The 22,784-nt window shown below is 36.8% G+C and carries 18 protein-coding genes; 5 read left to right on the top strand and 13 right to left on the bottom strand.

From position 1 onward, the window contains the following. Positions 1-9: 9 nt before the first annotated feature. Positions 10-1,062 (bottom strand): YkvI family membrane protein, encoded by a 1,053-nt coding sequence (locus BMSHG_RS03275; protein WP_019153007.1) that lies wholly within the window; start codon positions 1,060-1,062, stop codon positions 10-12. A gap of 213 nt (positions 1,063-1,275) precedes the next feature. Between BMSHG_RS03275 and BMSHG_RS03285 the strand changes: the two genes are divergently transcribed. After that, on the top strand, positions 1,276-3,417 hold the full coding sequence (locus BMSHG_RS03285) for an ATP-dependent Clp protease ATP-binding subunit (protein ID WP_019153009.1): 2,142 nt from the start codon (positions 1,276-1,278) through the stop codon (positions 3,415-3,417). Positions 3,418-3,677: 260 nt separating this feature from the next. Here BMSHG_RS03285 and BMSHG_RS03290 read toward each other — a convergent pair whose 3' ends face one another. From BMSHG_RS03290 to BMSHG_RS03300, 3 genes are all read right to left on the bottom strand, one after another. Continuing rightward, complete coding sequence (locus tag BMSHG_RS03290; RefSeq protein ID WP_019153010.1) at positions 3,678-4,907, bottom strand: hemolysin family protein; 1,230 nt, start codon at positions 4,905-4,907, stop codon at positions 3,678-3,680. Between the two features lie 681 nt (positions 4,908-5,588). Further along, a complete protein-coding gene (locus tag BMSHG_RS03295) occupies positions 5,589-7,283 on the bottom strand; it encodes a M3 family oligoendopeptidase (RefSeq protein ID WP_019153011.1) in 1,695 nt (564 codons plus the stop codon). A gap of 107 nt (positions 7,284-7,390) precedes the next feature. Next, the gene (locus tag BMSHG_RS03300; protein ID WP_019153012.1) at positions 7,391-7,825 is read right to left on the bottom strand and encodes a MarR family winged helix-turn-helix transcriptional regulator; all 435 of its coding nucleotides are present in this window, start codon (positions 7,823-7,825) and stop codon (positions 7,391-7,393) included. Positions 7,826-8,199: 374 nt separating this feature from the next. On the opposite strand from BMSHG_RS03300, the gene BMSHG_RS03305 reads away from it, so the two are divergent. The 4 genes from BMSHG_RS03305 (at position 8,200) to BMSHG_RS03320 (ending at position 12,240) form a co-directional block, all read left to right on the top strand. Beyond that, positions 8,200-9,711, top strand: a complete 1,512-nt coding sequence (locus BMSHG_RS03305; RefSeq protein ID WP_019153013.1) for a PAS domain-containing sensor histidine kinase — start codon at positions 8,200-8,202, stop codon at positions 9,709-9,711. A gap of 170 nt (positions 9,712-9,881) precedes the next feature. Continuing rightward, on the top strand, positions 9,882-11,105 hold the full coding sequence (locus tag BMSHG_RS03310; RefSeq protein ID WP_051030894.1) for an MFS transporter: 1,224 nt from the start codon (positions 9,882-9,884) through the stop codon (positions 11,103-11,105). Positions 11,106-11,270: 165 nt separating this feature from the next. After that, positions 11,271-11,588, top strand: a complete 318-nt coding sequence (locus BMSHG_RS03315; protein ID WP_019153015.1) for a hypothetical protein — start codon at positions 11,271-11,273, stop codon at positions 11,586-11,588. A 202-nt stretch (positions 11,589-11,790) separates the two neighbouring features. Further along, entirely contained in the window at positions 11,791-12,240 is a 450-nt protein-coding gene (locus BMSHG_RS03320; protein ID WP_019153016.1) for a YndM family protein, read from the top strand. Between the two features lie 39 nt (positions 12,241-12,279). Here the strand turns inward: BMSHG_RS03320 and BMSHG_RS03325 are convergent, their stop codons facing one another. The 9 genes from BMSHG_RS03325 to BMSHG_RS03365 all read right to left on the bottom strand — a co-directional run bounded on the left by BMSHG_RS03325 (position 12,280) and on the right by BMSHG_RS03365 (position 22,183). Next, a complete protein-coding gene (locus BMSHG_RS03325; protein ID WP_019153017.1) occupies positions 12,280-12,564 on the bottom strand; it encodes a ferredoxin family protein in 285 nt (94 codons plus the stop codon). After that, positions 12,564-13,859, bottom strand: coding sequence for an FAD-dependent oxidoreductase (locus BMSHG_RS03330; RefSeq protein ID WP_019153018.1), 1,296 nt, complete (start codon positions 13,857-13,859; stop codon positions 12,564-12,566). Before BMSHG_RS03330 ends, BMSHG_RS03325 begins: the two co-directional genes overlap by 1 nt. Beyond that, entirely contained in the window at positions 13,852-14,880 is a 1,029-nt protein-coding gene (locus tag BMSHG_RS03335) for an electron transfer flavoprotein subunit alpha/FixB family protein (protein WP_019153019.1), read from the bottom strand. The genes BMSHG_RS03330 and BMSHG_RS03335 overlap by 8 nt, the downstream gene beginning before the upstream one ends. Positions 14,881-14,920: 40 nt before the next feature. Next, entirely contained in the window at positions 14,921-15,739 is an 819-nt protein-coding gene (locus BMSHG_RS03340) for an electron transfer flavoprotein subunit beta/FixA family protein (RefSeq protein WP_019153020.1), read from the bottom strand. A 354-nt stretch (positions 15,740-16,093) separates the two neighbouring features. Beyond that, the gene (locus BMSHG_RS29400) at positions 16,094-16,333 is read right to left on the bottom strand and encodes a Spo0E family sporulation regulatory protein-aspartic acid phosphatase (protein WP_019153021.1); all 240 of its coding nucleotides are present in this window, start codon (positions 16,331-16,333) and stop codon (positions 16,094-16,096) included. A gap of 267 nt (positions 16,334-16,600) precedes the next feature. Beyond that, positions 16,601-17,095 carry a methylated-DNA--[protein]-cysteine S-methyltransferase gene (locus BMSHG_RS03350; protein WP_019153022.1) on the bottom strand — a complete coding sequence of 165 codons (495 nt, stop codon included), beginning with the start codon at positions 17,093-17,095 and terminating at the stop codon, positions 16,601-16,603. Positions 17,096-17,121: 26 nt separating this feature from the next. Continuing rightward, on the bottom strand, positions 17,122-18,600 hold the full coding sequence (locus tag BMSHG_RS03355) for a PAS domain-containing sensor histidine kinase (RefSeq protein ID WP_019153023.1): 1,479 nt from the start codon (positions 18,598-18,600) through the stop codon (positions 17,122-17,124). 278 nt (positions 18,601-18,878) lie between these two features. Beyond that, complete coding sequence (locus tag BMSHG_RS03360) at positions 18,879-21,170, bottom strand: thiamine pyrophosphate-dependent enzyme (protein WP_019153024.1); 2,292 nt, start codon at positions 21,168-21,170, stop codon at positions 18,879-18,881. Continuing rightward, positions 21,170-22,183 (bottom strand): 2-oxoacid:acceptor oxidoreductase family protein, encoded by a 1,014-nt coding sequence (locus BMSHG_RS03365; RefSeq protein WP_019153025.1) that lies wholly within the window; start codon positions 22,181-22,183, stop codon positions 21,170-21,172. Before BMSHG_RS03365 ends, BMSHG_RS03360 begins: the two co-directional genes overlap by 1 nt. Positions 22,184-22,784: the final 601 nt, after the last annotated feature.

Below are 22,784 nucleotides of genomic sequence, written 5' to 3' on the forward strand. Positions count from 1 at the left end.
TGAATCCATTCAAGGTCTCTTTTTTATTTGCTCCAACGGCTTCAGCCACAGTAGAATAATAAAAATAATACTGATATAACCAAAGATCGGATAGAGATAGGATAATAACGTACCATACTCAACTTGACTAATCACAAAGGCGATCGCAAGTATTCCCCCCACAATAACTAGACTTGGCAAGCGGAAGAACGTCTTGAGCTGTCTTTCTAATCCGAACACATTGCCAATAACAGAAGTAAAGATCTCACCATAAATGATTAAAATATACAATCCATGAAGTCCAGCCGCTAAGTTTTTCATCACCACAGCCATCGGTATCTCAAAAGCCTCAACATTTGGAAGCATCATCAATGTAAAATGACTTGATAGTAGAATGAGTGTTAAGGCAATGCCTCCAATTGTCCCTCCCCACTTCACCGTATCTTCATTCTTTATTTCTGCTGCTACAGGTACTAATACTGCCTGTGCAAGTCCTAAATTTAAAGCCGTATAGGAAAATGGAGATACAACCGACTTCCAGCCATCGTCAACATATGGAATAAAGAAAAGTTGGTCTAAAAAGTTTGGAAGCTGAAATGAAATAAACATTAAGATGAAACTGAAACTAATCATTAATGGAACCACTATCGTATTAACAGCAAATAACCCTTTTATACCGACAATTAAGACGATAATGGAAAGCGAGAGAGTAAGTAATAAGCCGAAGTTTCTCGATAACCCAAGTTGTTCACTAAATATCGCTCCTGCCCCTGATAACATGACTCCACAAACTCCTAATAACATGACTAGCATCATTATATTTATGATCGAACCAAACAGCCTTCCAAACAAAAAAATATTAAACTCTTGGTAGGAACTTGCTCCTATTTTTGCTGAAACTCTCATTAACTTAGAACCTAACGCAATAAAAATATAACCGCTCATTAAAATCCCTATTAACCCTATAAAGCCGAATCTCGTAAAGAACTCAACAATTTCCCGTCCGGTAGCAAATCCTGCTCCCACGATCGTACCCACATACACGGCTGCTATTTGGAAGGCAGCTCCCCAATTTGTCTTCATAAATTATCCTCCCTCCATTTCAATATATGAAGAGAAGGACAAACAATGACGAGCATTTTTCCATCTTCCATGAAAATCGGCTTTAAAACGGCTAAGTTCAATTTTTCAACAAAAACCTTGAAGCAAAATACTTGAAAGTCAAAAAAGGTCAAATTATAATAAAGACATGAAAGTCAAAGATAGTCAAAGTCAAATTTTTAGGAGGAATGTGAAATGCTATGTCAAATTTGTCAAAAAGAAGATGTACAAGTTCATTTAACAATGAATATAAATGGTGCGGAGAGAAAGCTTCACCTTTGTCAAAATTGCTATAAGACTGAAAAAGCTAAAATGGCTTCAGCTTTTGGTCCAAGCATGTCAGATTTCTCTTCTGTTAATCCAAATCCACTGGAAGATTTATTAAATAAATTCCAATTTGCAAATAGTCAGCAAAAGATGAGCTCAAATTCTACTCAGCATGGTGGAAAAGGTGGATTCATTGATCAATTTGGTCGTGACCTTACCCAAATGGCTCGAGCAGGTCTCATTGATCCTGTCATTGGTCGTGAAGAAGAAGTCAATCGAGTGATCGAAATATTAAATAGAAGAAATAAAAATAATCCTGTTCTTATCGGAGAGCCAGGTGTTGGTAAAACAGCTATTGCAGAAGATTTAGCAGCAAGAATTGCCGATGGAAAAGTACCAAATAAATTAAAGAATAAAGAGGTCTTCCTATTAGATGTCGCCTCTCTCGTAGCCAATACAGGTATCCGAGGACAGTTTGAAGAAAGAATGAAAAAAATCATTGCAGAATTACAAGAAAGAAAAAATATCATTCTCTTTATTGATGAAATTCATCTGTTAGTTGGCGCAGGTTCTGCTGAAGGGTCCATGGATGCTGGTAATATTTTAAAACCAGCATTAGCCCGAGGAGAATTACAACTTGTAGGTGCGACTACCCTTAAGGAATACCGCAAAATTGAAAAAGATGCTGCATTGGAAAGAAGATTCCAACCAGTTCAAGTATATGAACCAACACTCGTACATGCCATTGATATTTTAAAAGGTTTAAAAGAAAAGTATGAAAACTTCCATGAGGTTACTTTTTTGGATGAGGCACTAGAAGCTTGTGTAACATTATCTCACCGCTATATTCCAGATCGCTTCCTTCCGGATAAGGCAATTGATTTAATGGATGAAGCAGGTTCAAAACTCAATCTAATTTCGGACTACAGTTCTATAGAAAAAATTGAAAATAGACTCAAGGAAATTACCGTAGAAAAGAAAAAAGCTCTAGAAACCGAAAATTACGAATTAGCTGCAACGCTGCGTCAGGAAGAAAAAGAACTTGAACAAAAACTAGACTCAAATGCTAGTCAAGATCGTCCAATTGTTGATGTTAAACAAGTTCAAGCACTGATTGAACAAAAAACAGGAATTCCTGTTGGTAAACTACAGGAAGATGAACAAACAAAAATGAAGAACCTTTATAAGACACTATCTGAAAAGATTATTGGTCAAAATGAGGCGGTAGAAAGAGTAACAAAAGCAATCAAAAGAAGCCGTGCAGGCTTAAAATCAAAAAATAGACCCATTGGTTCCTTCCTTTTCGTCGGTCCAACTGGGGTCGGAAAGACAGAACTTTCGAAAATACTCGCACATGAACTTTTTGGTTCAAAAGATGCCATGATTCGTCTCGATATGAGCGAATACATGGAAAAACATAGTGTCTCAAAATTAATCGGCTCTCCTCCAGGCTATGTTGGACACGAAGAAGCTGGACAACTCACCGAAAAAGTTCGCAGAAATCCTTACAGCATTATTTTGCTAGATGAAATTGAAAAGGCACACCCTGATGTTTTGCATATGTTCTTACAAATTCTTGATGATGGACGTCTTACTGACAGTCAAGGAAGAATCGTAAGTTTTAAAGATACAGTCGTGATCATGACAAGTAATGCTGGAGTTGGACAGAGACAAGTCAAGGTTGGCTTTGGTCAAGATCATACAACGAAAGAACTCAATATTTTGGATTCGCTCGGTCATTTCTTTAAACCAGAGTTTTTAAACCGATTTGATAGCATTATCGAATTTGCTCCTCTAGAAAAAGATGCTTTATTAAAAATTGTCGACCTAATGTTACTGGAATTAAACGAGATCCTTAAAGAACAGAATATAACACTTACAATAACTGACGAAGTTAAACAGTTTCTTGTAGAAAAGGGCTATAATCCAACCTTTGGTGCCAGACCTTTACGTCGAGTTATCCAAGAGCAATTAGAAGATAAAATTACAGATATACTCATCGATGAACCAACTTGTAAAGAACTAGTGGCTGAATTTAACGAGGGGATTCTTGTTGTCAAACCATTATAAAATAGTAGAGCTCAATTGACGCAAAAAAATTCCGTCCTGGCACATGCAATATGCCAAAATCATTTATCCAATAAATGGTATGAAAGTATGTAAAGAGCCGCCAGTTGACATCTCGATTTTTCCCTGTCAAAATAAAGGAAAACACTGTACATTCTACTAATTGCACAGTGTTTTCCTTTTTTAATCGTTTTTATTTTTTGGGCTGTTGAGCTGGGAAGTAATCATTTATCGCATGATCTTTCTTCAAATACTCCCTAATATTAAATCGTCCTCTTTGTTATTTCAACTTGCGTTAATTTATTATCCTCAATTTCTTTTATGCGAAAATGCAAATGATGATATTCCAGTGTTTCTCCTACTTTTGGAAAATGGCCAAACTCTTTAAATAAAAAACCTGCTAATATATCCTCATCCTCTGGTATTTTTGTTTTAAATACTTCGTTCAAACGACGTATCCCGAGCTTTCCGTGACAAACAATGTGAGAGTCTGTCAATTCATCGATTAGCACTTCCTCATTTAAATCTGTTTCATCTTCGATTTCTTGACCAAGCATTGCCTCAATAATGTCTTCATGACTAATAATCCCCTTTGTGCCTCCATATTCATCTAAAACGATCGCAATATGTTTCTTTTCTTTCAGCATCATTTTAAATAACTTTTCAATGGAGAGGGCTTCAATAACGAATAGCGGTCTAGTATCAATGAACTCTTGTAAATCCTTATTTTCTTCCAATGACCATTCTAGTAGTTGTTTAGAATGGAAAACCCCCACAATATTATCCATATCTTCTTTGTAAACAGGATATCTCGTATAATTGTTGCTGATAACAATATCTCGTATTGATTCGTATGTAGAATCTAAAGGAATGCCAACAATATCCATTCTCGGTGTTTTTAACGCATCTCGTACATCCATATTATAAAAATCGATGACACCTTTAATTCTTTTTGTTTCTTCGTTTTTAAACGTTCCTTCAGTTGTAGCGATATCCACCATGGTCATTAGCTCTTCTTTAGAAATAGAAACTTCATCGGCATTGTCTTTAGCCATTAGTTTAATAATGAATCTCGTAAATTTTGAAAGCAAATAGGTGAGTGGTTTCAATAAAATCAGTAACCCAGAAATAACAGGGAAGACCAAATAGGAAACTTTTTCAGAAAAAGTTGCTGCAATCGACTTCGGTAGAACCTCAGCAAATATAATGAGCGCAATGGTTAGAATACCGGTTGCAATTCCAACATTAATCCCATATTCAATTGCCATGATGGTGACGAGGGTAGGAAGCATGATATTGGCTACATTATTACCTATTAAGATAGCTGTGATTAATTCATCAGGCTTTGAAACAAGCTTCAACAATTTTTGTGACTTAACATCTTGTTGATCGGCTCTAGTTTTGATCTTCATTTTATTAACAGCCGTCAAAGCGGTTTCACTTCCTGATAAGAAAAAAGACATTAACATGAAAAACAGGATTGCTATAAACAATTTATTTCCCTCCGTGATGTACACAATGGCTACACTTATCATTTGCATGTACCATTAAAATATTGAATTTCCCTTTATCATAACCAATCCTATTAAGAATAGCACGCAATAAGCTGAAAATGAAATGGCCAATAAAACCATATTATTTCAAAATGAAAAGAAACGAGGCTGGATCAAAAAGTCGGTGGTAACGACTTTTTGATTCTAGTTTAGGGTGTATAAATTCCCTCGACTTGTGGATAAAGTGTACGTGTAAACAGTTGGAGTGCCTGCGTGAAAAAATAACAGGAAAAATTCCTGCTATTCAGTCAAAAAATGCCCAAATAAACGATTTTGCCCTCCTTAAGCAAAAAAATCTTCCGTTATTTCCCCTAAAAGAGACTCCATTGAGGAGATAACAAGAAAAATTCCACTTAAGGACAAGAAATGGTTCGAGCAAAAATAGGCTCTTCTAGTAGAAATTTAGACAAAGCGGAAATCGATTGGATCTTGAAGGCTAATTTGCATTTCACTCGATTTTTTGTACGAAGAAAATCAAAAATCTTGCGTTCATAAAAATATAGAGAAAGGTGAATTTGAGTACCCTCAGGATTCACCTTTCTCATGATTTGAAGCTAGTTATGTCACAGCCTCGAAAATGTATAAATAGGAAGAAACGCCTTAAAAAGTGGAATTTGCAACTTATAGACTCTTATCATCAACGTTATTTAGCCAACTTTCAATTTCTCCTACAACAGATTGTACACAGCCCTCTTCAAAAGGAGAAATTAAATTTGCTTCTTTCACAAGTCCGGTAAATGGAAGCGATCCTCCTAATTTACATAGCTTTAAATAATCGCTCCATGCTTCATCATGATTTTCTCTTGATTTTTTCCAAAATTGAAAAGCACAAATTTGAGCCAATGTATAATCAATATAATAAAAAGGTGAATTATAAATGTGACCTTGACGCTGCCAAAATCCACCATTCTCCAAATACTTATTTCCATCATAATCTCGATGAGGCAAATACGTTTTTTCAATTTCTCGCCATGCTGCTTTTCTTTCCTGTGGTGTTGCATTCGGATTCTCATAAACCCAATGTTGAAATTCATCAACAGAAACACCATATGGAAGGAATAGCAAGCTTGAACTTAAATGGGAAAACTTATACTTTTCAGTATCTTCTTCAAAGAATAAGTCCATCCATGGCCATGTGAAAAACTCCATACTCATAGAATGAATCTCTGCTGCTTCATACGTTGGCCAGTAGTATTCCGGAATATCAAAATGGCGGCTAGAATAGATTTGAAATGCATGTCCAGCCTCATGAGTCAAGACATCAATATCACCGGAAGTACCATTGAAATTAGAAAAAATAAACGGTGCCTTGTAATTTTCAATAAAGGTACAATAGCCTCCACCAGCTTTACCTTTTTTCGCTACAAGGTCCATTAATCCTTCGTCCCTCATATATTGAAAAAATTCACCCGTTTCTTGCGAAAGCTCATTATACATTTTCTGCCCATTATCAATAATCCATTCTGGACTCCCTTTAGGGACGGCATTCCCAGAGACGAAGTTAAACCCTTCATCATAGTACTTAAGAGAATCTACCCCAATCCTCTCTTGTTGTCGTTTTCTTAACTTTGTGGCAATTGGAACGATAAATGATTTCACTTGCTTACGGAAATTCGCAACCATTTCTGCATTATAATCTGTTCGGTACATGCGGTAGTAAGCAAGTTCTACAAAATTGTTATAGCCTAGCTTCTGGGCAATTTCTGTACGAACCTTAACCAATTGATCATAAATTCGGTCCAGCTCTTCTTCCTGCTCAGCTAAAAATCCAAAGCGTGCTTCACTTGCCCTCTTTCTCATATCTCTATCTTTTGATTCAGTAAAGGGCTCCATTTGAGCTAGCGTTCGTTCTTCCCCCTCAAACATAATTTTTGCGGAAGCAATAAGCTTCGTATACTCACTTGAAAGCTTATTTTCCGTCTGCAATAGCGGAACCACTTCAGGTGAAAAAACTTTTAACTGTGCTTCTGCAAGTGCAAATAACTGTTTCCCCCACTTATTTTCGAGCTCTTGGCGAAACTTGGAGTTTACTAATGCTTCATAATATTTCGTGACAAGTCCATCAACTTGCGGCTCTAAATCATCCATCGCATCCTGCTCTTGTTTATAAAATTCATCATTTGTATCGATGGAATGGCGGATATACACTAAATTGAACATCGTTCCTAATTCATCACGAATTTCATTAATCTCATTCATTACTTCATTTTGCTCATCAGCCGTTTGTGCCTCGTTGAACTTTGTGATTAGTTCTTCCAAGCTCTTTTCAACCTCTTCAAAATTAGGTCTCGTATATGTATATTGATCAAATCCCACTTACTAGCCCCCTATTCAAAAAATTTTGAAATTACAAAGTAATTATACAAGAAATACGTAAATAAAACAAAAGCGATCCTCGTAAAAATAGGATCGCTTTTGTAATTTTAGGATACAGATAGTCCAAGCTTCTTTAAAAGTTCAATCGCTTCTTCTTTTTCTTCATTCGATAGTTCAGACATCAATTCATGAATTCGTTGTTCATGCCCAGGAAAAACGTTCTCTATAAACTTTTTTCCATTATCGGTTATTTGTGCAAATGTCACTCTTCGATCACTTGGGCAAGCTACTCGAACTAAATATCCTTTTTCCTCTAATTTGTCAACTACATAAGTAATACTTCCACTTGCGAGTAGGATCTTGCCACCAATTTGTTGAAGTGGTTGATCTCCCTTATGATATAGAAGTTCCAACACCGCAAACTCGGTAGGATTTAACCCGTACGTATTAATCAATTTATTGACATTTTCATTGACCGCTCGATAAGCACGAGATAAGACAATAAATAGCTTAAGAGATTGTTTAATTTCTTCTGAGTTCATATTCTCAATTCCTTTAAAAAGATGTAGTTTAATTGCATCCTTACACAAAGAGGTGCATGTTGGTTTCAATTAGGAAATGCGTCCTAAAATATCTTGATTTAAGACTATTATAGAAAAGACTACTATTCCATGTCAATTTCAATTGACACTCATCTCTTGTCATGACCACTAATTTCTTTGATACGTATCGGTCATGTTAGAAAAATTCATGCTCCCAACATAATTAATGCTATAATGATAGGGATATATTTTTTATCATTTTACTATGTTGAAAAATATTTAGTTATTTTTTGCAATTTCATGGCTGAATCTGGTAAAGTTTGTTTATTAATTTGTCAGCAAATAAAATATGAATAAAGCTTTGGAGCGCATTAATGAAAATAAATCGTAAATTAATGTTTATCTATATAATGGTCGTAATTATCCCTACCCTTATTGGGAGTACTTATTTTATTCAAGTCCGCTCAACCAATCATTTCAACGAACGAGTGAATGAAGCTAAATGGATTGCGTCGATACATGAATCACATTGGGACAGGTTTATAACTGGTACGGTAACCTCTCTTGAAATGATCTCCATGACAGCCAAAACATTATTCGATCATTTAGAGCAAATGGAGCCTTTACTGGAAAGAGCCCATCAATCAGACCCTCGTTATGGTGGCATTTATTTGATTGGGGAAAATGGTGAAATTATCGCCGGCTCAAACGAACATCTACATGAACGTAATGACATTGAAGAAGATTTAGTGAATGAAGTTATGAAAACGAAGGACGTCATTATTTCCAATAAATCATTCACGTTAGAGAATGGACAAATTGTTATCGCACTTGCTCATCCAATACTAGGGGATGATAACGAGCTAATGGCGGTGTCTTTAGCCCTACTTCGCATCGATTATGTTAAGAACCTGATGAAAATCCTCACACCTGAGTCTAAAATCATTGTCTTAACTGCAGATGAAAATATATTAATGTCCTTCAATACGAAGGAAGATGAGCAAATGGCAGCTCTTTCAGATGAAAAGCAATGGGTCACATACCCGATAGAACGACTGCCTTGGAAATTAAAAGTAAAGATAAATGGAACAAAAAATACAATTTTTGATTCTATGATGGTAATTAGTGCCTTTCTTATTCTTACACATATTTTATTTCTATTTATAAATTTTCTTATGCTTAAACGTCAAGCTGCAATTGAAAGAAAAGAAAATGAAGCTCAAAAACTTGAATTAGTTGGCACACTCGCTGCAAGTACTGCCCATGAAATTCGCAATCCGTTAACAGGGATTAAAGGGCTCGTTCAGCTTCTTGGTGAAAAATACGATGATCCAGATGATCGGATGTACTTTTCTATCATAGATAAAGAAATTGAAAGAATTAATGAAATTGTAAGCGAGTTTCTTATTCTCGGGAAACCAACAGCTCAGAAAATGGAAATCGTAGATATTTGTGATGTGCTAAGGGAACTATATCCCCTTATCCTTTCAGAAGCTACATTCAATAGAGTTCATCTCCATTATGAGGTAGGAACTGGTCCGGTTCTTGTCACATGTACAAAAGATCAAATGAAGCAAGTTGTTTTAAATATTACAAGGAATGCTTTTGAGGCCATGAAGGGTGAAGGAACACTTACTCTAGAAATGCGAAAAAAGGAGCATACTTGCGAGATTATCATTACTGATACTGGAATCGGAATCAATGAGAAGGTAATTGAGCAAATCTTTACTCCATTTTACACTTCCAAGGAGACAGGAACGGGTCTTGGTTTAGTGGTTTGTAGGCGGATTCTCCAATCATTTAATGGAGAAATTTCGATTACAAGTGAGGAGTATAAAGGAACATCTGTCACAATAATACTCCCGTTAGCAAACAAAATTCAATGATATAAGAGCTGTGCCAAAGGTTGTTCTAGACAACTTCTTGACACAGCTTTTTTTATTTTCACTCCCGCTCTAGTTTAATTTCCTTCATACTTCGAAACTTTTTTTGAAAAACCCCCCAATTCCTTTGCAATTTCTTGTAAGATATCATTATCACATTTTGAAAGAAGGGTATGAAATTGAGTCAAGCAGTATTAACTTCTCAGCTCTATAAAAAAGAATTGGAGAAGACAAATTACAAGATTTTGATCATTATGGGGATTTGTCATTTACTAAATGACTCGATTCAAGCTGTTGTTCCAGCCATGTTTCCGATCCTTGAAAAATCGATGGGATTAACCTTTACACAATTAGGGCTTATCGCTTTTTCATTAAATATGGTGGCTTCAGTCATGCAACCTGTCGTTGGAATTATGACCGATAAAAAACCTATGCCCTATGCTCTTCCAGTTGGCTTAACGTCAACATTACTAGGTGTATTAGGACTGTCCTTTGCTCCTTCATTTGGTTGGATCGTCTTATCTGTCCTTTTTATTGGTTTAGGTTCAGCCGTTTTTCATCCAGAAGGATCTCGAGTCGCCTATATGGCTGCAGGAAAAAGGCGGGGTCTTGCTCAATCTATTTACCAAGTTGGCGGAAATTCTGGTCAAGCACTAGCACCACTTATTACGGCACTTATATTAGTTCCACTTGGGCAAAGAGGGGCAGCGTGGTTTACCTTCGTGGCGGCCATCGCCGTTTTATTATTGGTGTATATCGCTACATGGTACACGAAGAAGCTACGATTTGATTTACAAGCCTTAAAACAAAAAGGGAAAGAAGCTATTTCTACGTCACAGCCACATGCAAACAAAATCATACTCTACCTTACTTTGCTTTTATTTTTGATTTTTGCACGTTCATGGTATGTCTCAGGTATGACCAATTATTTCGCCTTTTTTGCCATTGAAAATTACGGTTTTTCAATTCAAAAAGCCCAGTATTATTTATTTGCTTTCTTAGTGGCTGGAGCAGTTGGTACCTTTTTTGGTGGACCATTAGCTGATCGTTTTGGAAAACGAAACATCATCTTAATATCTCTTATCGGAACAGCACCGTTGTCCATTTTACTACCTTTTGCACCACCAGCATTTGCCTTTATTATTCTGGCTTTAACAGGATTTATCCTTATGTCTAGTTTTTCTGTTACCGTCGTCTATGCCCAAGAACTTGTTCCTGGAAAAATCGGCTTAATGTCTGGACTAACAGTGGGTTTAGCATTTGGTATGGGAGCTATTGGTTCAGTTGTACTAGGGTATTTAGCCGATCAAATTGGCATCATCTTAACAATGATTTTGACAGGGTTCCTTCCGCTACTAGGGATTTTGACATTGTTTCTACCTCAAGATAAAAAGTAAGGAAATTGGAAAAAGGGCATTTTGCTGAGGCCCTTATTTCCCTTCATTGTTTTTGAAAGCGTTTTATTTTTTCGAAAAATAGTAACAAAATTGAGCTACAATTGTCAGAATTGCCATATATAATAATGATAAGAGGTGTAAAATGTTAGAAGGGAGGAATTTCTTGTGCACTTCCCCAATCACCGGGAGTTTTATCAAAGGAAGCTAATCCCAATCAGTTCTATTGACGGTATCCCATTACCAGATGCTTCCCATTGGCTTATCGCATTACAAGGACATAATCCGGCAGCAGATACAGAGTTTTATCATTGGACTATCGTCCTTTATCAAACGAATTCGAATGGCTACTTTTTTCAGAAAAAGCCACTTTATGTCTCTGCGAGTTTCAATAACTTCCATCACGCTTGCCTGGCAGCAAATAAATTGGAAGAAAACATTCAAAACCACGATTTTAGCTTTATTCCCACTGAGAGTATTATTTAACCTCGCCACGACTCCTTTGCATTACCTTTCTTTTTAAAAATCCTTGTGAAAAACTATACAGACAGTATTAAAACGAAACATAAAAATGATAAAATGAGGCAAACTAACAATAACAGGCGAAGTAAAGGGAATTATCCAAACATATTCCAAATACTTTACATTTCACTTGTTATAATCTTTTCAATCATGAAAGGTGGTTAGTATGGAGCATTTTAGAGCTTTAGCGATTAAATTCATTGTATCAGTGGCACTTTTGTATATTATTTTAGGTTTGTACTATGGAATGACTTTTGGATCTGTATTTCTAATCACACTTATATTAGGAATCATTTCTTATATTGTCGGTGATTTAGGGATTCTTCCCAGAACAGGAAACGCAATCGCTACACTTGCTGATTTTGGACTTGCACTAGCAGTCATTTGGGTGTTGATATCACTACTCACCGCTACGACTAATGCATTTACAATGGCCCTTTTTTCAGCAATCGCTGTAACCATATTCGAATTTTTCTTCCATCGCTATATGAACAATATGAGAAGAAATCCAGAAGAGCGAGAAGGAAGTACTCGAAGAAGAAACTTACAATATCAAACAGAAGCCTCTGAAGAGTTCAACCCAGAGGTCAATAAAGACTACGAAAACAGAAGATGACAAATGGGGAAGCACACGGTTAAAGTGCTTCCCCATTTTTTAAGCTAATCTAAAGACGATCCCATGTCCACCTTTTGGGTATTCCCACTGTATATTTTGTTGTGGGCATCCGATTCGGCAACTGCCACACTCATGACACCCTTCGTAGCCAACTTGCATTCTTGTTCCTTCCCATTTATACACTTCAGCAGGGCAGAAAATCGTGCAGATCTTATCCGGACATGTTTCACGACAAATTTCATGGTCAAGAATCGTTAAATGAGACTTTGTGTCTGCTTTAAAGCGTGTTAAATACTGTTTTTCTTCAATTGTTTTAGTCGACATTATTTCACCGCCTTCCAAGCACGGTAAAGATCTTTCATGACGTTAAACGTACCCTTTTCACCTGTAAATCCTTTAATGATTTGTTTCTGCTTTTCTTTCTTAGGAGTCCCATCAACGGTGAAGAACTTGCTCATCGCTTGATTCATCATAGGAACATAGTCATTAAAATATTGTGGATGATGCTCAAATGTATGAGCTGCATCCTTATATTTTTCTAAATCTTTTATAATAAAACTCTCATACAATGCTTCACGATAGCGATTTAAACTCGCTTCACTGTAGTCTTCATTCTCATTTGCCTTGATAATCGCTTCTGCAGCCATTTTTCCTGAAGCCATTGCCATATTCGATCCTTCACGATGAATGGCGTTAACGAGTTGAGCTGCATCACCAATAACCAGCACTCCACTGCCTGCTACTTTGGGAACCGCATGAAAACCACCTTCTGGAATTAAATGGGCCAGATATTCAGCAGATTCTCCTCCTGCAAGAAGTGGTGCGACCATCGGATGATTTTTCAAGTAATCCAATAAGTCATAAGGCTTTAATTTCGCCTTTATCATGCTAGATAACGTCGTTCCTACTCCGATATTCAAGCTATCTTTATTCGTATAAAGAAAAGCAGTACCAAGATTTCCTTTCGTTGAATCCCCGAATATTTCTATCGTACACCCTTGATTTTCTTCTAAATTGAAGCGATCATTTATCTTATCCTTTGGTAAATTAATGACCTCCATCGCCGTTAGTGCCACTTCATCCGCTTTTAATTCCTTATGGAAGCCTAGATCTTTGGCAAGTAATGAATTTACACCATCTGCAAGAACAACCACATCAGCAAAAATGTCGCCATCTGGACGATCTGTTCTAACTCCTATTACTTTTCCATTTTCAACGATACATTCTGTTACGACTGTTTCATTTATTAGAAGAACCCCTTGTTCTACTCCTTTTTGAGCAAACCATCTATCAAATGGAGCACGCAAAACAGTAAAATTATTATAAGGCTCTTTCCCCCACTCTAGTCCCTTATATCCAAATGTGACAGTTGATTCTTTATCCATCATCCAAAAGCGCTGTTCAATAATCGGCCTTTCAAGTGGCGCTTCCTTCCAAAATTCAGGAATAATCTCTTCTGTCTGTTTCCGGTATAAGACACCACCCATCACGTTCTTACTCCCTGGGTATTCTCCCCTTTCAATTTGCAATACCTTTAGTCCACTTTTTGCACATGTATAGGCACATGCTGTTCCAGCTGGTCCTGCCCCTACAACGATCACATCAAATTTCTCAGACATAGCTTACTTCACCACCTTGTTCCACTCGTATTTGCTTCAATTGCTCAATTAGCTTCGGAACAATTTCATAAGCATCACCAACAATTCCATATGTAGCTACTTCAAAGATAGGTGCATGTGGATCACTATTTATAGCAATAATGAGTTCAGAATTTTTCATTCCGACTACATGTTGGATTGCCCCAGAGACACCAATTGCAAAATAAATTTTAGGCGTAACCGTTTCACCTGTCTGACCTATTTGTAATTCGTGTGGAAGAAGGCCAGCCTCAATAACATCACGTGTACCTCCGACACTCGCTCCAATCGTATTTGCAAGTTCATGAATTAATTGTAACCCTTTTGCATCTCCAATTCCTTTTCCACCACAGACAATGACATGTGCATCAGCTAAATTTGCTTTTTTTGTTATATCCTTCACCACATCAATGACTTTTGTTCTCATCTCTTCTTCTCTTAAAGAAATCTCTTCATCAATGATTGTTCCTTGTCGAGTTTCATCAAAGGGCAGCGCCTTCATCACTTTCGGTCTCACCGTTGCCATTTGTGGACGATTCTTCTTACATAAAATGGTTGCCATTATATTCCCACCAAATGCCGGTCGACTTGCTTCCAACAGTCGTTTATCGACGTCCACGTCTAACATCGTTGTATCTGCAGTTAGGCCAGTACTTAAATCAGTTGCAACAGCACTTGCCAAGTCCTTGCCGTTAGGTGTAGCACCATATAAAAATATTTCTGGCTTATATTTTCCAGCTAAAAAATTGACCCCTCGCATATATGATTCTGTTCGATAATTCTTTAATACAGGGTGATCGATTACATAAACAATGTCTGCACCGTACCCGATTACTCTTGATGAAAGTTTCCTAACTCCATCACCTAATAAAATTCCTGACAACGGCACTTCGAGTTTATCAGCAAGTTCTCTCCCTGCACCTAGTAATTCCAAGGAAACACCTGCAATCTCTCCATCACTCTGTTCAATGAACACCCATACTCCTCGATATTCTTCTAGCATTTTTAGTCACCCCAATCAACTTTCTTTACTTTTTTGTTCATCACTTCACATTTAAGAGTTCTTTTTTCTCGAGTAAAACGTCCATCAATTGTTTTATTTGTTCATCTGATGTGCCCTCAAGCATTTTTCCACCCTCAAGTTTCGGCGGAGTAAACATTTTACCTACAACCGTTGGCGAACCTTTCAATCCTAGCTGGGTTTTATCCACTTCATCTAAGTCACCGACAGACCAAATATTTGCCTTATATCTAGCCGCTTTTAACATCTTGGGTAAGGGTGAGTATTCAATCTGATTAATTTCTTTTTCAACTGTCAATAAACAAGGCATTTGTACTTGAATGACTTCATAGCCATTTGAAAGTTTTCTCCTTAATTGGACGAAGTTATTTGTTTGATCGACTTCAGTCACTTCGATCACATTTGTTACTGGAGGAATATCCAATCTTCTTGCAATGCCAGGGCCAACTTGCCCAGTATCACCATCTATGGCATGCTTCCCACAAATCACGATGTCAATTGGATGATCTTTTGCTATCTTTTCCAGCGCTTTTGATAAGGCATAACTTGTTGCTAACGTGTCTGCTCCTGCAAATGCACGATCGGATATCAAATATCCTTCATCTGCACCGATTTCGATACTTTTTTTGATAACTTCCGTTGCTTGAGGCGGTCCCATAGATAAAACAGAAACTTTCCCATTAGCAAGCGATTGCTTTAGTCGAACTGCTTCTTGTACGGCATGGGCATCAAATGGATTTAAAATGGCAGGAGCACTACGTCGATCAAGCGTATTTGTTTTTGGATTGATCTTAATAATTTTTGTGTCTGGGACCTGCTTGACACAGACAACAATATGCATGTGAAAAACCTCCTTCTTAGTTCGTTAAAAATTTATTTTGCAACGACTTCTATAACGAAGGCATATTACAAACAACTAGGAGACGAATGCGATTATAAACAAAAGTGTGTACTTGGTGTTGGATTTTACTGCATCGTATGTTTTCGATACGTGATGAAGGACTCGATGGAGTGTAGAAAATTAGATTGTTGAAGTTTCATTTTTATTAATACAGAATATTGAAATCGTTTACACTAATCATATATGAATTAATCAATATGAAACTATGATTTTTATCACATGCTATTTGAAAATTTACCCAAAAAAAAAGAAGACCTCCGTTGAGACCTCCATGCTTATTGCAAAGATTTATTTTTAAGCAAGCAGATGTACTTGTGGGAGAACGATCATCATTTGCCGAAAGTTCACTTTCAGCTCCTCCTCCTTTTTTTGAACATTGCTAGTTTGACATTGATATTCATAAATAAGCTGGTCTAGTTCTTGGCTATGCCTGATTGTATCATCGTTTGTGAATCCTTTTCTTTTTGCCGTTTCAATCATTTTCTCTCTCTTTTTTTGTATTTCATCCAGCATTAACCTATTTTCATATTGCACCTCATATCCCCCTAATCATAATCCCATAATCCGTTTTTATAGGTTCTATTTTACTGTATCTCTATTTTTAGAAAATACACCTTACACAGTTAATGCCAAATTTCATAGGAAATATAGCTTTAATAGTATCCTTGATGAATTATTACAAGAATTAATAGAAAAGTAAATAGAATCGCAATATTAGACAAAAAATTCCCCAAACTTAACAATTTGTTCAAATCTTTATTGAATTTGTCTAGTTCATTCGACATTTTTCTAATGCTTCTTCTACTTTTTATATGTCGCTCCCTCTAGTAAAAGAAGTTGCTCTTTTACATTTGTCCGCTTGCCAGCATAACCTGTTAAAGCTTTATCCTTTCCTATTACTCGATGACAAGGAATTAAAATAGGAAGCTTATTTGCTTTATTCGCTTGTCCAATCGCTCTTACCGCTTTCTCATTGCCCATTGCAATCGCCACATCTTGATAACTTTGTGTTTTTCCATATGGAATCTTATTTAAAATGTCCCATACTTTCATTTGAAATTGAGTACCTTCACCGTGCAGTGGCAGTTCAAATGCCTTTCTTTCTCCTGAAAAATACTCATGTAATTGTGTTACTGCCTTTTTCAATAATGAATGTTCTTCACTATAAGTAATGGTTCTTTTCCCCTCACCTTTACTAAAATCTTCCTCACGAAGATAAAGAGCCTTGATCTGATCATCTTCTGCCACAACAAAAAGCTGCCCGATGACCGAGTCATAGGTAGCATAATATCTCATTTCATCAACCGTCCTTTATTATAAATTTACTTCTTTATCGGTAATTTAATATGAAACGTTGTTCCTTTCCCTTTTTCACTTTCTACTTCAATTTTCCCTTTATGATCGTCAATGATTCGATAGGAAACCATCAATCCCAAACCGGTTCCTTTTTCCTTCGTTGTATAAAAAGGCTCTCCAAGCTTTTGCAACAGCTCTGAACCAATACCTTCTCCTTCATCTTGAATGGAAATATAGATATACCCTTCCTCTTCCTTCATGGAAATATAAATATATCCTCCACTGCTCATAACTTCAATCGCATTTTTAATGATATTAATGAATACCTTTTTCAATTGATTAGGTTCGCAATAAATAGGTGGAATATGGTTCTCCAACTCTAATTGAAATTGAACATTATGTAGCACTGCTTGTGGTCGTAATAATTCAATTGTTTCTCTCATAATTTGCACAATATCTTTTTCTAAATATTTCGTTGCCTGCGGTTTTGCCAATACTAAAAACTCATTTATGATCGAATCAATCCGATTCAATTCCGTTTTTATCACCCCAAAATACATTGAATGATCATCTGCAATTGTATCTTCTAATAATTGAATAAATCCTTTCAGAGCAGTCATTGGGTTTCGAATTTCATGAGCGATTCCTGCTGCCAGTTGTCCCACTACACTTAATGTATCCGATTTACGTAAATGTTCTTCTATTTGAAGCTTATCTGTAATATCTCTGAAGGTGCTCAAATTTAGATTTGAAAATACATTTTTCTTTGTAGAATACTCTACATTTAAGGGGACACCTTTTTCAAGAGTAATCGATAGTATACCAGCTGCATGTCCATTTAAATCAAGCTCCTTAAGATGTTCTTCTATCTCATCTCGACTCACTTGATTTTTTTCCAAGATTTCAAGAAGGGAATGCCCAACTAACTCCTCTTTATACCCCCTAAATAGTTTTTTACCTGCTGGATTTACATCGACAATTTCAAATTGATCATTCCATAGTAATAATCCTTCTAATGTTCCTTCAAAGATACTTCGAAATTTTCTTTCCCTTTCTCGTAATTCTTGTTCCATCTCATAACGTTCGGTTACATTCCGAAATATAGTCATGTGATGGTCATTTATAGAATGGAGTTTGGTTGTGAATTCTAGAATTTTCTTTTGTCCATTCGGCATGAGGAAAACAAGCTCATCCCGAATAGAATCCTTATTGTACATTTCATTTAGCACTCTAATCGATTTACTTGATTTACTATAAATGAAATCTTCTATTTTTTTATTTTTTAACTCTTCTTCACTACTTTCAAAAATTCTACATGCAGATTTATTTGCCTCAACGATTCCCTTTTCACTACTCCAAAATATGATTCCATCTAATGCCTCTACAAATAAATCCCGATATAGTTCTCCTTGTTTTTGCACTTTTTGATTAAGTTTTGGCAATTTCTCATCCTTATTCACGGCTACTGATTGTAATTCAACGCTATCTGACTGACTTTCCTTCACCGTTTTCCCCCCTTTGTGCAAAGTAGTAAATCATGTACGATTTCTTCCAAACAATCGCAATCACTTCGAATACATAAAGTGCTCCAGTTTGAAACCAATCTTCCATTAGTCTTCGACTATCAGGTAGACTGATTGGCTATAAATTACCAAAAGAAATATGAATATAGTTTCTATTCTACAAAAAAGGAGAAAAACCTCTCTACTTATGTAGAAAAATAGGGAAGATGATAATAGACGAAAAAGTCCGTTTCAATCGAAACGGACTTTTCGTCTATCTGTTATAGGAATGGATTATCGTTCTGTGCTTTTAATCGATTCCATCTTCTTTCAATTTCTTGCTCAAAGTTATCAAGTATTTCTTTATTTTCTTCCTTCAACAAATGTTTTGTTTTCCCCATATATTTTAACCAATCCGTTAGGGGAATTTTCTTTTTCTTTGCTTCAGGATGATACGTAATCGTCGTTTCTCCTTGCTCCACTTCATAAAGGGGAAAGAAATTACAATTTACTGCCGCTTCCATAATTGTATTTCCATATCGATCTTCTGATTTCCAATTTAGTGGACAAGTAATGAGAATTTTACCATATACCGTACCAACATTTTGTGCATACCACTGAGCTTTCGCTGCCTTTTTTACAAGGTCTTGAGGAAATGCTTCTGTTCCAGTAAACACATAAGGAATATTCGTCGATGCCATAATTTGAGCTGTATCCTTATGATGGAACGCTTTCCCTTGTTGAGCCTTCCCTACATTTGTCGTACTTGTCATATTTCCAATTGGTGTTGAGTAAGACATTTGAGAGCCCGTATTCATATAGCCTTCATTATCATATTCGAGAATAATCAACTTATGATTACGAAGGGCTGTTCCAATCGCTGATCCCATTCCAATATCCATACCCCCGTCACCGGTAATCATGACGAATGTGACATCGTCGGAAACCTCAATTTCCCCTCTTTCCTTTAACTCAATAAACGCTTCTAATGTACCAGATAAAGTCGCTGCACCATTTTGGAATAAATTGTGGATTGTCGTTTGCTTGTGAGATGTATGTGGATATGCCGTCGTTGTTACATATGCACATCCGGTTTGGAATAAAACGACGACATCTCCTTCAATCCCTTTAAAGAACAATTCTAATCCACCAAAAATTCCACAGCCAGGGCATGCCCCGTGACCTGAAGCAATTCGTTTTGGCTTCGATGTTAAAGCCCTTAAAGGTGGAATTTTCACCTTTAATTTATTGGTATCTTCATCTTTTGTCACTTGAATAAGGCCGGATTTATAGGCATCTCCGTATTGTGGATCGATTACTGGTTTTAGTACATGCTCAGCCTTACCAGGAACATGTCCATAATAATCGAATGGTCTTTTGGCATAGCCTTTGTCCATAGCGTCTAACGCCAGTTCAAAGAAATGCTCGGCATCATCGGCATAAAAGTCCTTTCCACCAAGACCAAATACTCTGCTTAATACAATCGTTTTATTATCTTTATCATCTTGAAGGGCCGATTTAACCTCATGCGTTAAGTTTGGACCATTCGCTCCATATGAGTCTGCTCTTTCCCCAACAAGCAGGGCTTTTACATTTTTCAACGCATTTCGAATCGCTTCAGCAGGAAAAGGTCTAATAATATTCGGACTAATGACCCCTGCTTTTATTCCTTGCTTGCGAAGTTTATCTACAACATCTTTAGCAGATTCTGCCGCCGAATTCAGAAGAAATAATGCTACTTCTGCATCTTCCATTCCATATAGATCAAGAACTGGATATTTGCGACCTGAGATCTTCGCATATTCCGCTACCACTTCTTGGTACACTTCACCAGCTGCATACATCGCTTCTGATTGTTGAAAATGGTTGTTTGTTAAATCTTCCCCATTCATATGTGCACCAATCGTTACAGGCTTTTTCGGATCCCTAGCAAAATGGTAGTCAGTTGGACATTCTCCTACAAACTGTTGGACAACGTTACGATCTTTGAAATAAGCAACTTTTCGCTTTTGATGGGAAGTAAAGAATCCATCGTAGGCAACAATTACTGGAAGACGTACTTTCGAATGCTCCGCAATTTTCAAAGCCATAATATTCATGTCATATACAGCTTGCGGCGTTCTTGCTGTTAAAATAACCCAGCCTGTATTTAATGCATAATAGAGGTCAGAATGATCGCCACGTATATCTAGTGGACCACTAATAGAGCGAGTTACTAGATTCATAACCATCGGGAAGCGCGTTCCAGACTGTACCGGAAGCTGTTCAAGCATATACATAAACCCGTTTGCACTAGTCGCATTAAATACACGTGCACCAGTTGCTGCTGCACCATAGCAAATTCCCGCTGACCCATGCTCTCCATCAGCTGCGATTAATTTTATGTTATGTTCACCACGAGCCTTCATTTGGTCTAAGTATTGTGCCACTTCTGTAGAAGGTGTGATCGGAAAGTAACCCATAATATGATAATTGATTTGAGCAGCAGCCATCGCAGCCATTTCATTTCCTGACTCAAACGTCATAACCTGTTCAGCGTTAACTTCTTTTAGATCTCTTTCTAAAATTGACATTAGGAAATCCCCCCTGCTACATATGGAAAGTCATGCTTTACCTGTTTTTCTTCTGCAAAGCCTATCGTTTCACGAATTTCTTTTAGTGCTGTAGTAGGACAAGCTTCCACACATTTCAAGCACCCTTTGCAATATTGATAATCGATTCCTTTAAGAAACATTTGCTTACGGCCACGCTTGTCTTCTCCCTCTCCCCATACGAAACAGTAATCAGGACAAACATTGTCACAGGCAGCACAATGGATACATGCATCTTGATCAAGCTCTGGTAAAAAACCTTGTCTTGAGCCACTTAAATCTTTCATAATGCTATTTCCCTGAGCTGTAATGATTCCACCAATTAATTGAGTTTCATACCCTAATGCTGGCTCAAGCCTACTAAAAGTTTTACCAACAGCATCAACAGGCGTTTCAAATGTACGGAATTGCACCTCATGATAGCCTCGGTCAAATGTGCGAATATTAGGCTCTACTAAATGGGGATATTTTTTTTCAAATGTCTTTCGAATAACAGAACGCATTGCATCTGGATCGAGAAAATCACAAATACGGAAAAGAGCTCCTAACATTGCCGTATTGACCTTTGTCCGCTCTTCAACAGCAATCCCAAGTGCATCAACGATTGCAAGCGTTCCATATTCGATCTGTAGGTCTTCTTTTATCGCTGAAAAATCCCTCGTTGAATTGACTAACACAATTCCATCTGAGTTTAGTCCACTTATGACATCCACCGTTTTGTATAGTGCTTCATGAAACACTCCAATGACATGTGGTTGCTCAATCGGACTATGATCGCGAATCTCCACCTCTTCATCACAGAAACGGATGAAACTTTTTACAGGTGAACCTTTCTTTTCAGACCCGTAGGACGAAAAGTTCGATCCGTTTAAACCTAGCCCTAACACACCGGCTTCTGCTAACATTTTCCCTGCTAAATTTGCTCCTAATCCACCGATTGATTCTAAACGTATTTCGAAAAATCCCAAAGAATTTTTCTTCGGTAAAATAGACATAATCTCCCTCCCTATATGTACTGTATGAATAGTAATTTGAGCTTTTTAATGCTCTCATAAGTCCCCACCTATTAGTTTAGATTAATTCTTTTCTGCTAGCTGTGATAAATATCAAACATAGCCAAAAAAATTTGAAACAGTTCTAAAAACATAGAATACGACGGCAAAAACGTTATATAACAGATTTATTTTTGTTTTATAACAGAAAAATGTTCGTTGATAAATTACAGATCCATTTTATGAAAAGTTTCGTTTTAAAGGATTACTCTTACTATCAAACTACCTTTTAAATAAAATGGTTTGCCTTAAATCAAGTAACTATTATATGGGGTTCTTTTTTTCAGGTTGGTGTCGGTGCTTGATGCACTCTTTTGAGTTTTTTTGATGATAATAAGCGGAGTTTTTCCTGTTATAGGCTTTGCTCGAGTTCATTGTCGGGGAATAGCGGAAGTTTTTCCTGTTATGCAGAGCAAAACCACCTATTTTCACGTTTTTGAAGTCAATAGGCGGAATTTTTCCTGCTATTTTAGCCTTTTTTATCGATATTTAGTAATTAACCGGAATTTATACGAAAATTGATGCTGGTTACTCAAAAAAAGCA

It is taken from the genome of Robertmurraya massiliosenegalensis JC6 (assembly GCF_000311725.1).
Taxonomy (GTDB): Bacteria; Bacillota; Bacilli; order Bacillales; family Cytobacillaceae; genus Robertmurraya; species Robertmurraya massiliosenegalensis.

Excerpts from the sequence above, each read along its gene's own strand:
- BMSHG_RS03360 (WP_019153024.1), bottom strand. The coding sequence starts at position 21,170 with ATGTCAATTTTAGAAAGAGATCTAAAAGAAGTTAACGCTGAACAGGTT.
- BMSHG_RS03320 (WP_019153016.1), top strand. The coding sequence starts at position 11,791 with ATGGAGCATTTTAGAGCTTTAGCGATTAAATTCATTGTATCAGTGGCA.
- BMSHG_RS03300 (WP_019153012.1), bottom strand. The coding sequence starts at position 7,825 with ATGAACTCAGAAGAAATTAAACAATCTCTTAAGCTATTTATTGTCTTA.
- BMSHG_RS03310 (WP_051030894.1), top strand. The coding sequence starts at position 9,882 with ATGAAATTGAGTCAAGCAGTATTAACTTCTCAGCTCTATAAAAAAGAA.
- BMSHG_RS03305 (WP_019153013.1), top strand. The coding sequence starts at position 8,200 with ATGAAAATAAATCGTAAATTAATGTTTATCTATATAATGGTCGTAATT.
- BMSHG_RS03335 (WP_019153019.1), bottom strand. The coding sequence starts at position 14,880 with ATGCTAGAAGAATATCGAGGAGTATGGGTGTTCATTGAACAGAGTGAT.
- BMSHG_RS03365 (WP_019153025.1), bottom strand. The coding sequence starts at position 22,183 with ATGTCTATTTTACCGAAGAAAAATTCTTTGGGATTTTTCGAAATACGT.
- BMSHG_RS03340 (WP_019153020.1), bottom strand. The coding sequence starts at position 15,739 with ATGCATATTGTTGTCTGTGTCAAGCAGGTCCCAGACACAAAAATTATT.
- BMSHG_RS03350 (WP_019153022.1), bottom strand. The coding sequence starts at position 17,095 with ATGAGATATTATGCTACCTATGACTCGGTCATCGGGCAGCTTTTTGTT.
- BMSHG_RS03275 (WP_019153007.1), bottom strand. The coding sequence starts at position 1,062 with ATGAAGACAAATTGGGGAGCTGCCTTCCAAATAGCAGCCGTGTATGTG.
- BMSHG_RS03330 (WP_019153018.1), bottom strand. The coding sequence starts at position 13,859 with ATGTCTGAGAAATTTGATGTGATCGTTGTAGGGGCAGGACCAGCTGGA.
- BMSHG_RS03325 (WP_019153017.1), bottom strand. The coding sequence starts at position 12,564 with ATGTCGACTAAAACAATTGAAGAAAAACAGTATTTAACACGCTTTAAA.
- BMSHG_RS03285 (WP_019153009.1), top strand. The coding sequence starts at position 1,276 with ATGCTATGTCAAATTTGTCAAAAAGAAGATGTACAAGTTCATTTAACA.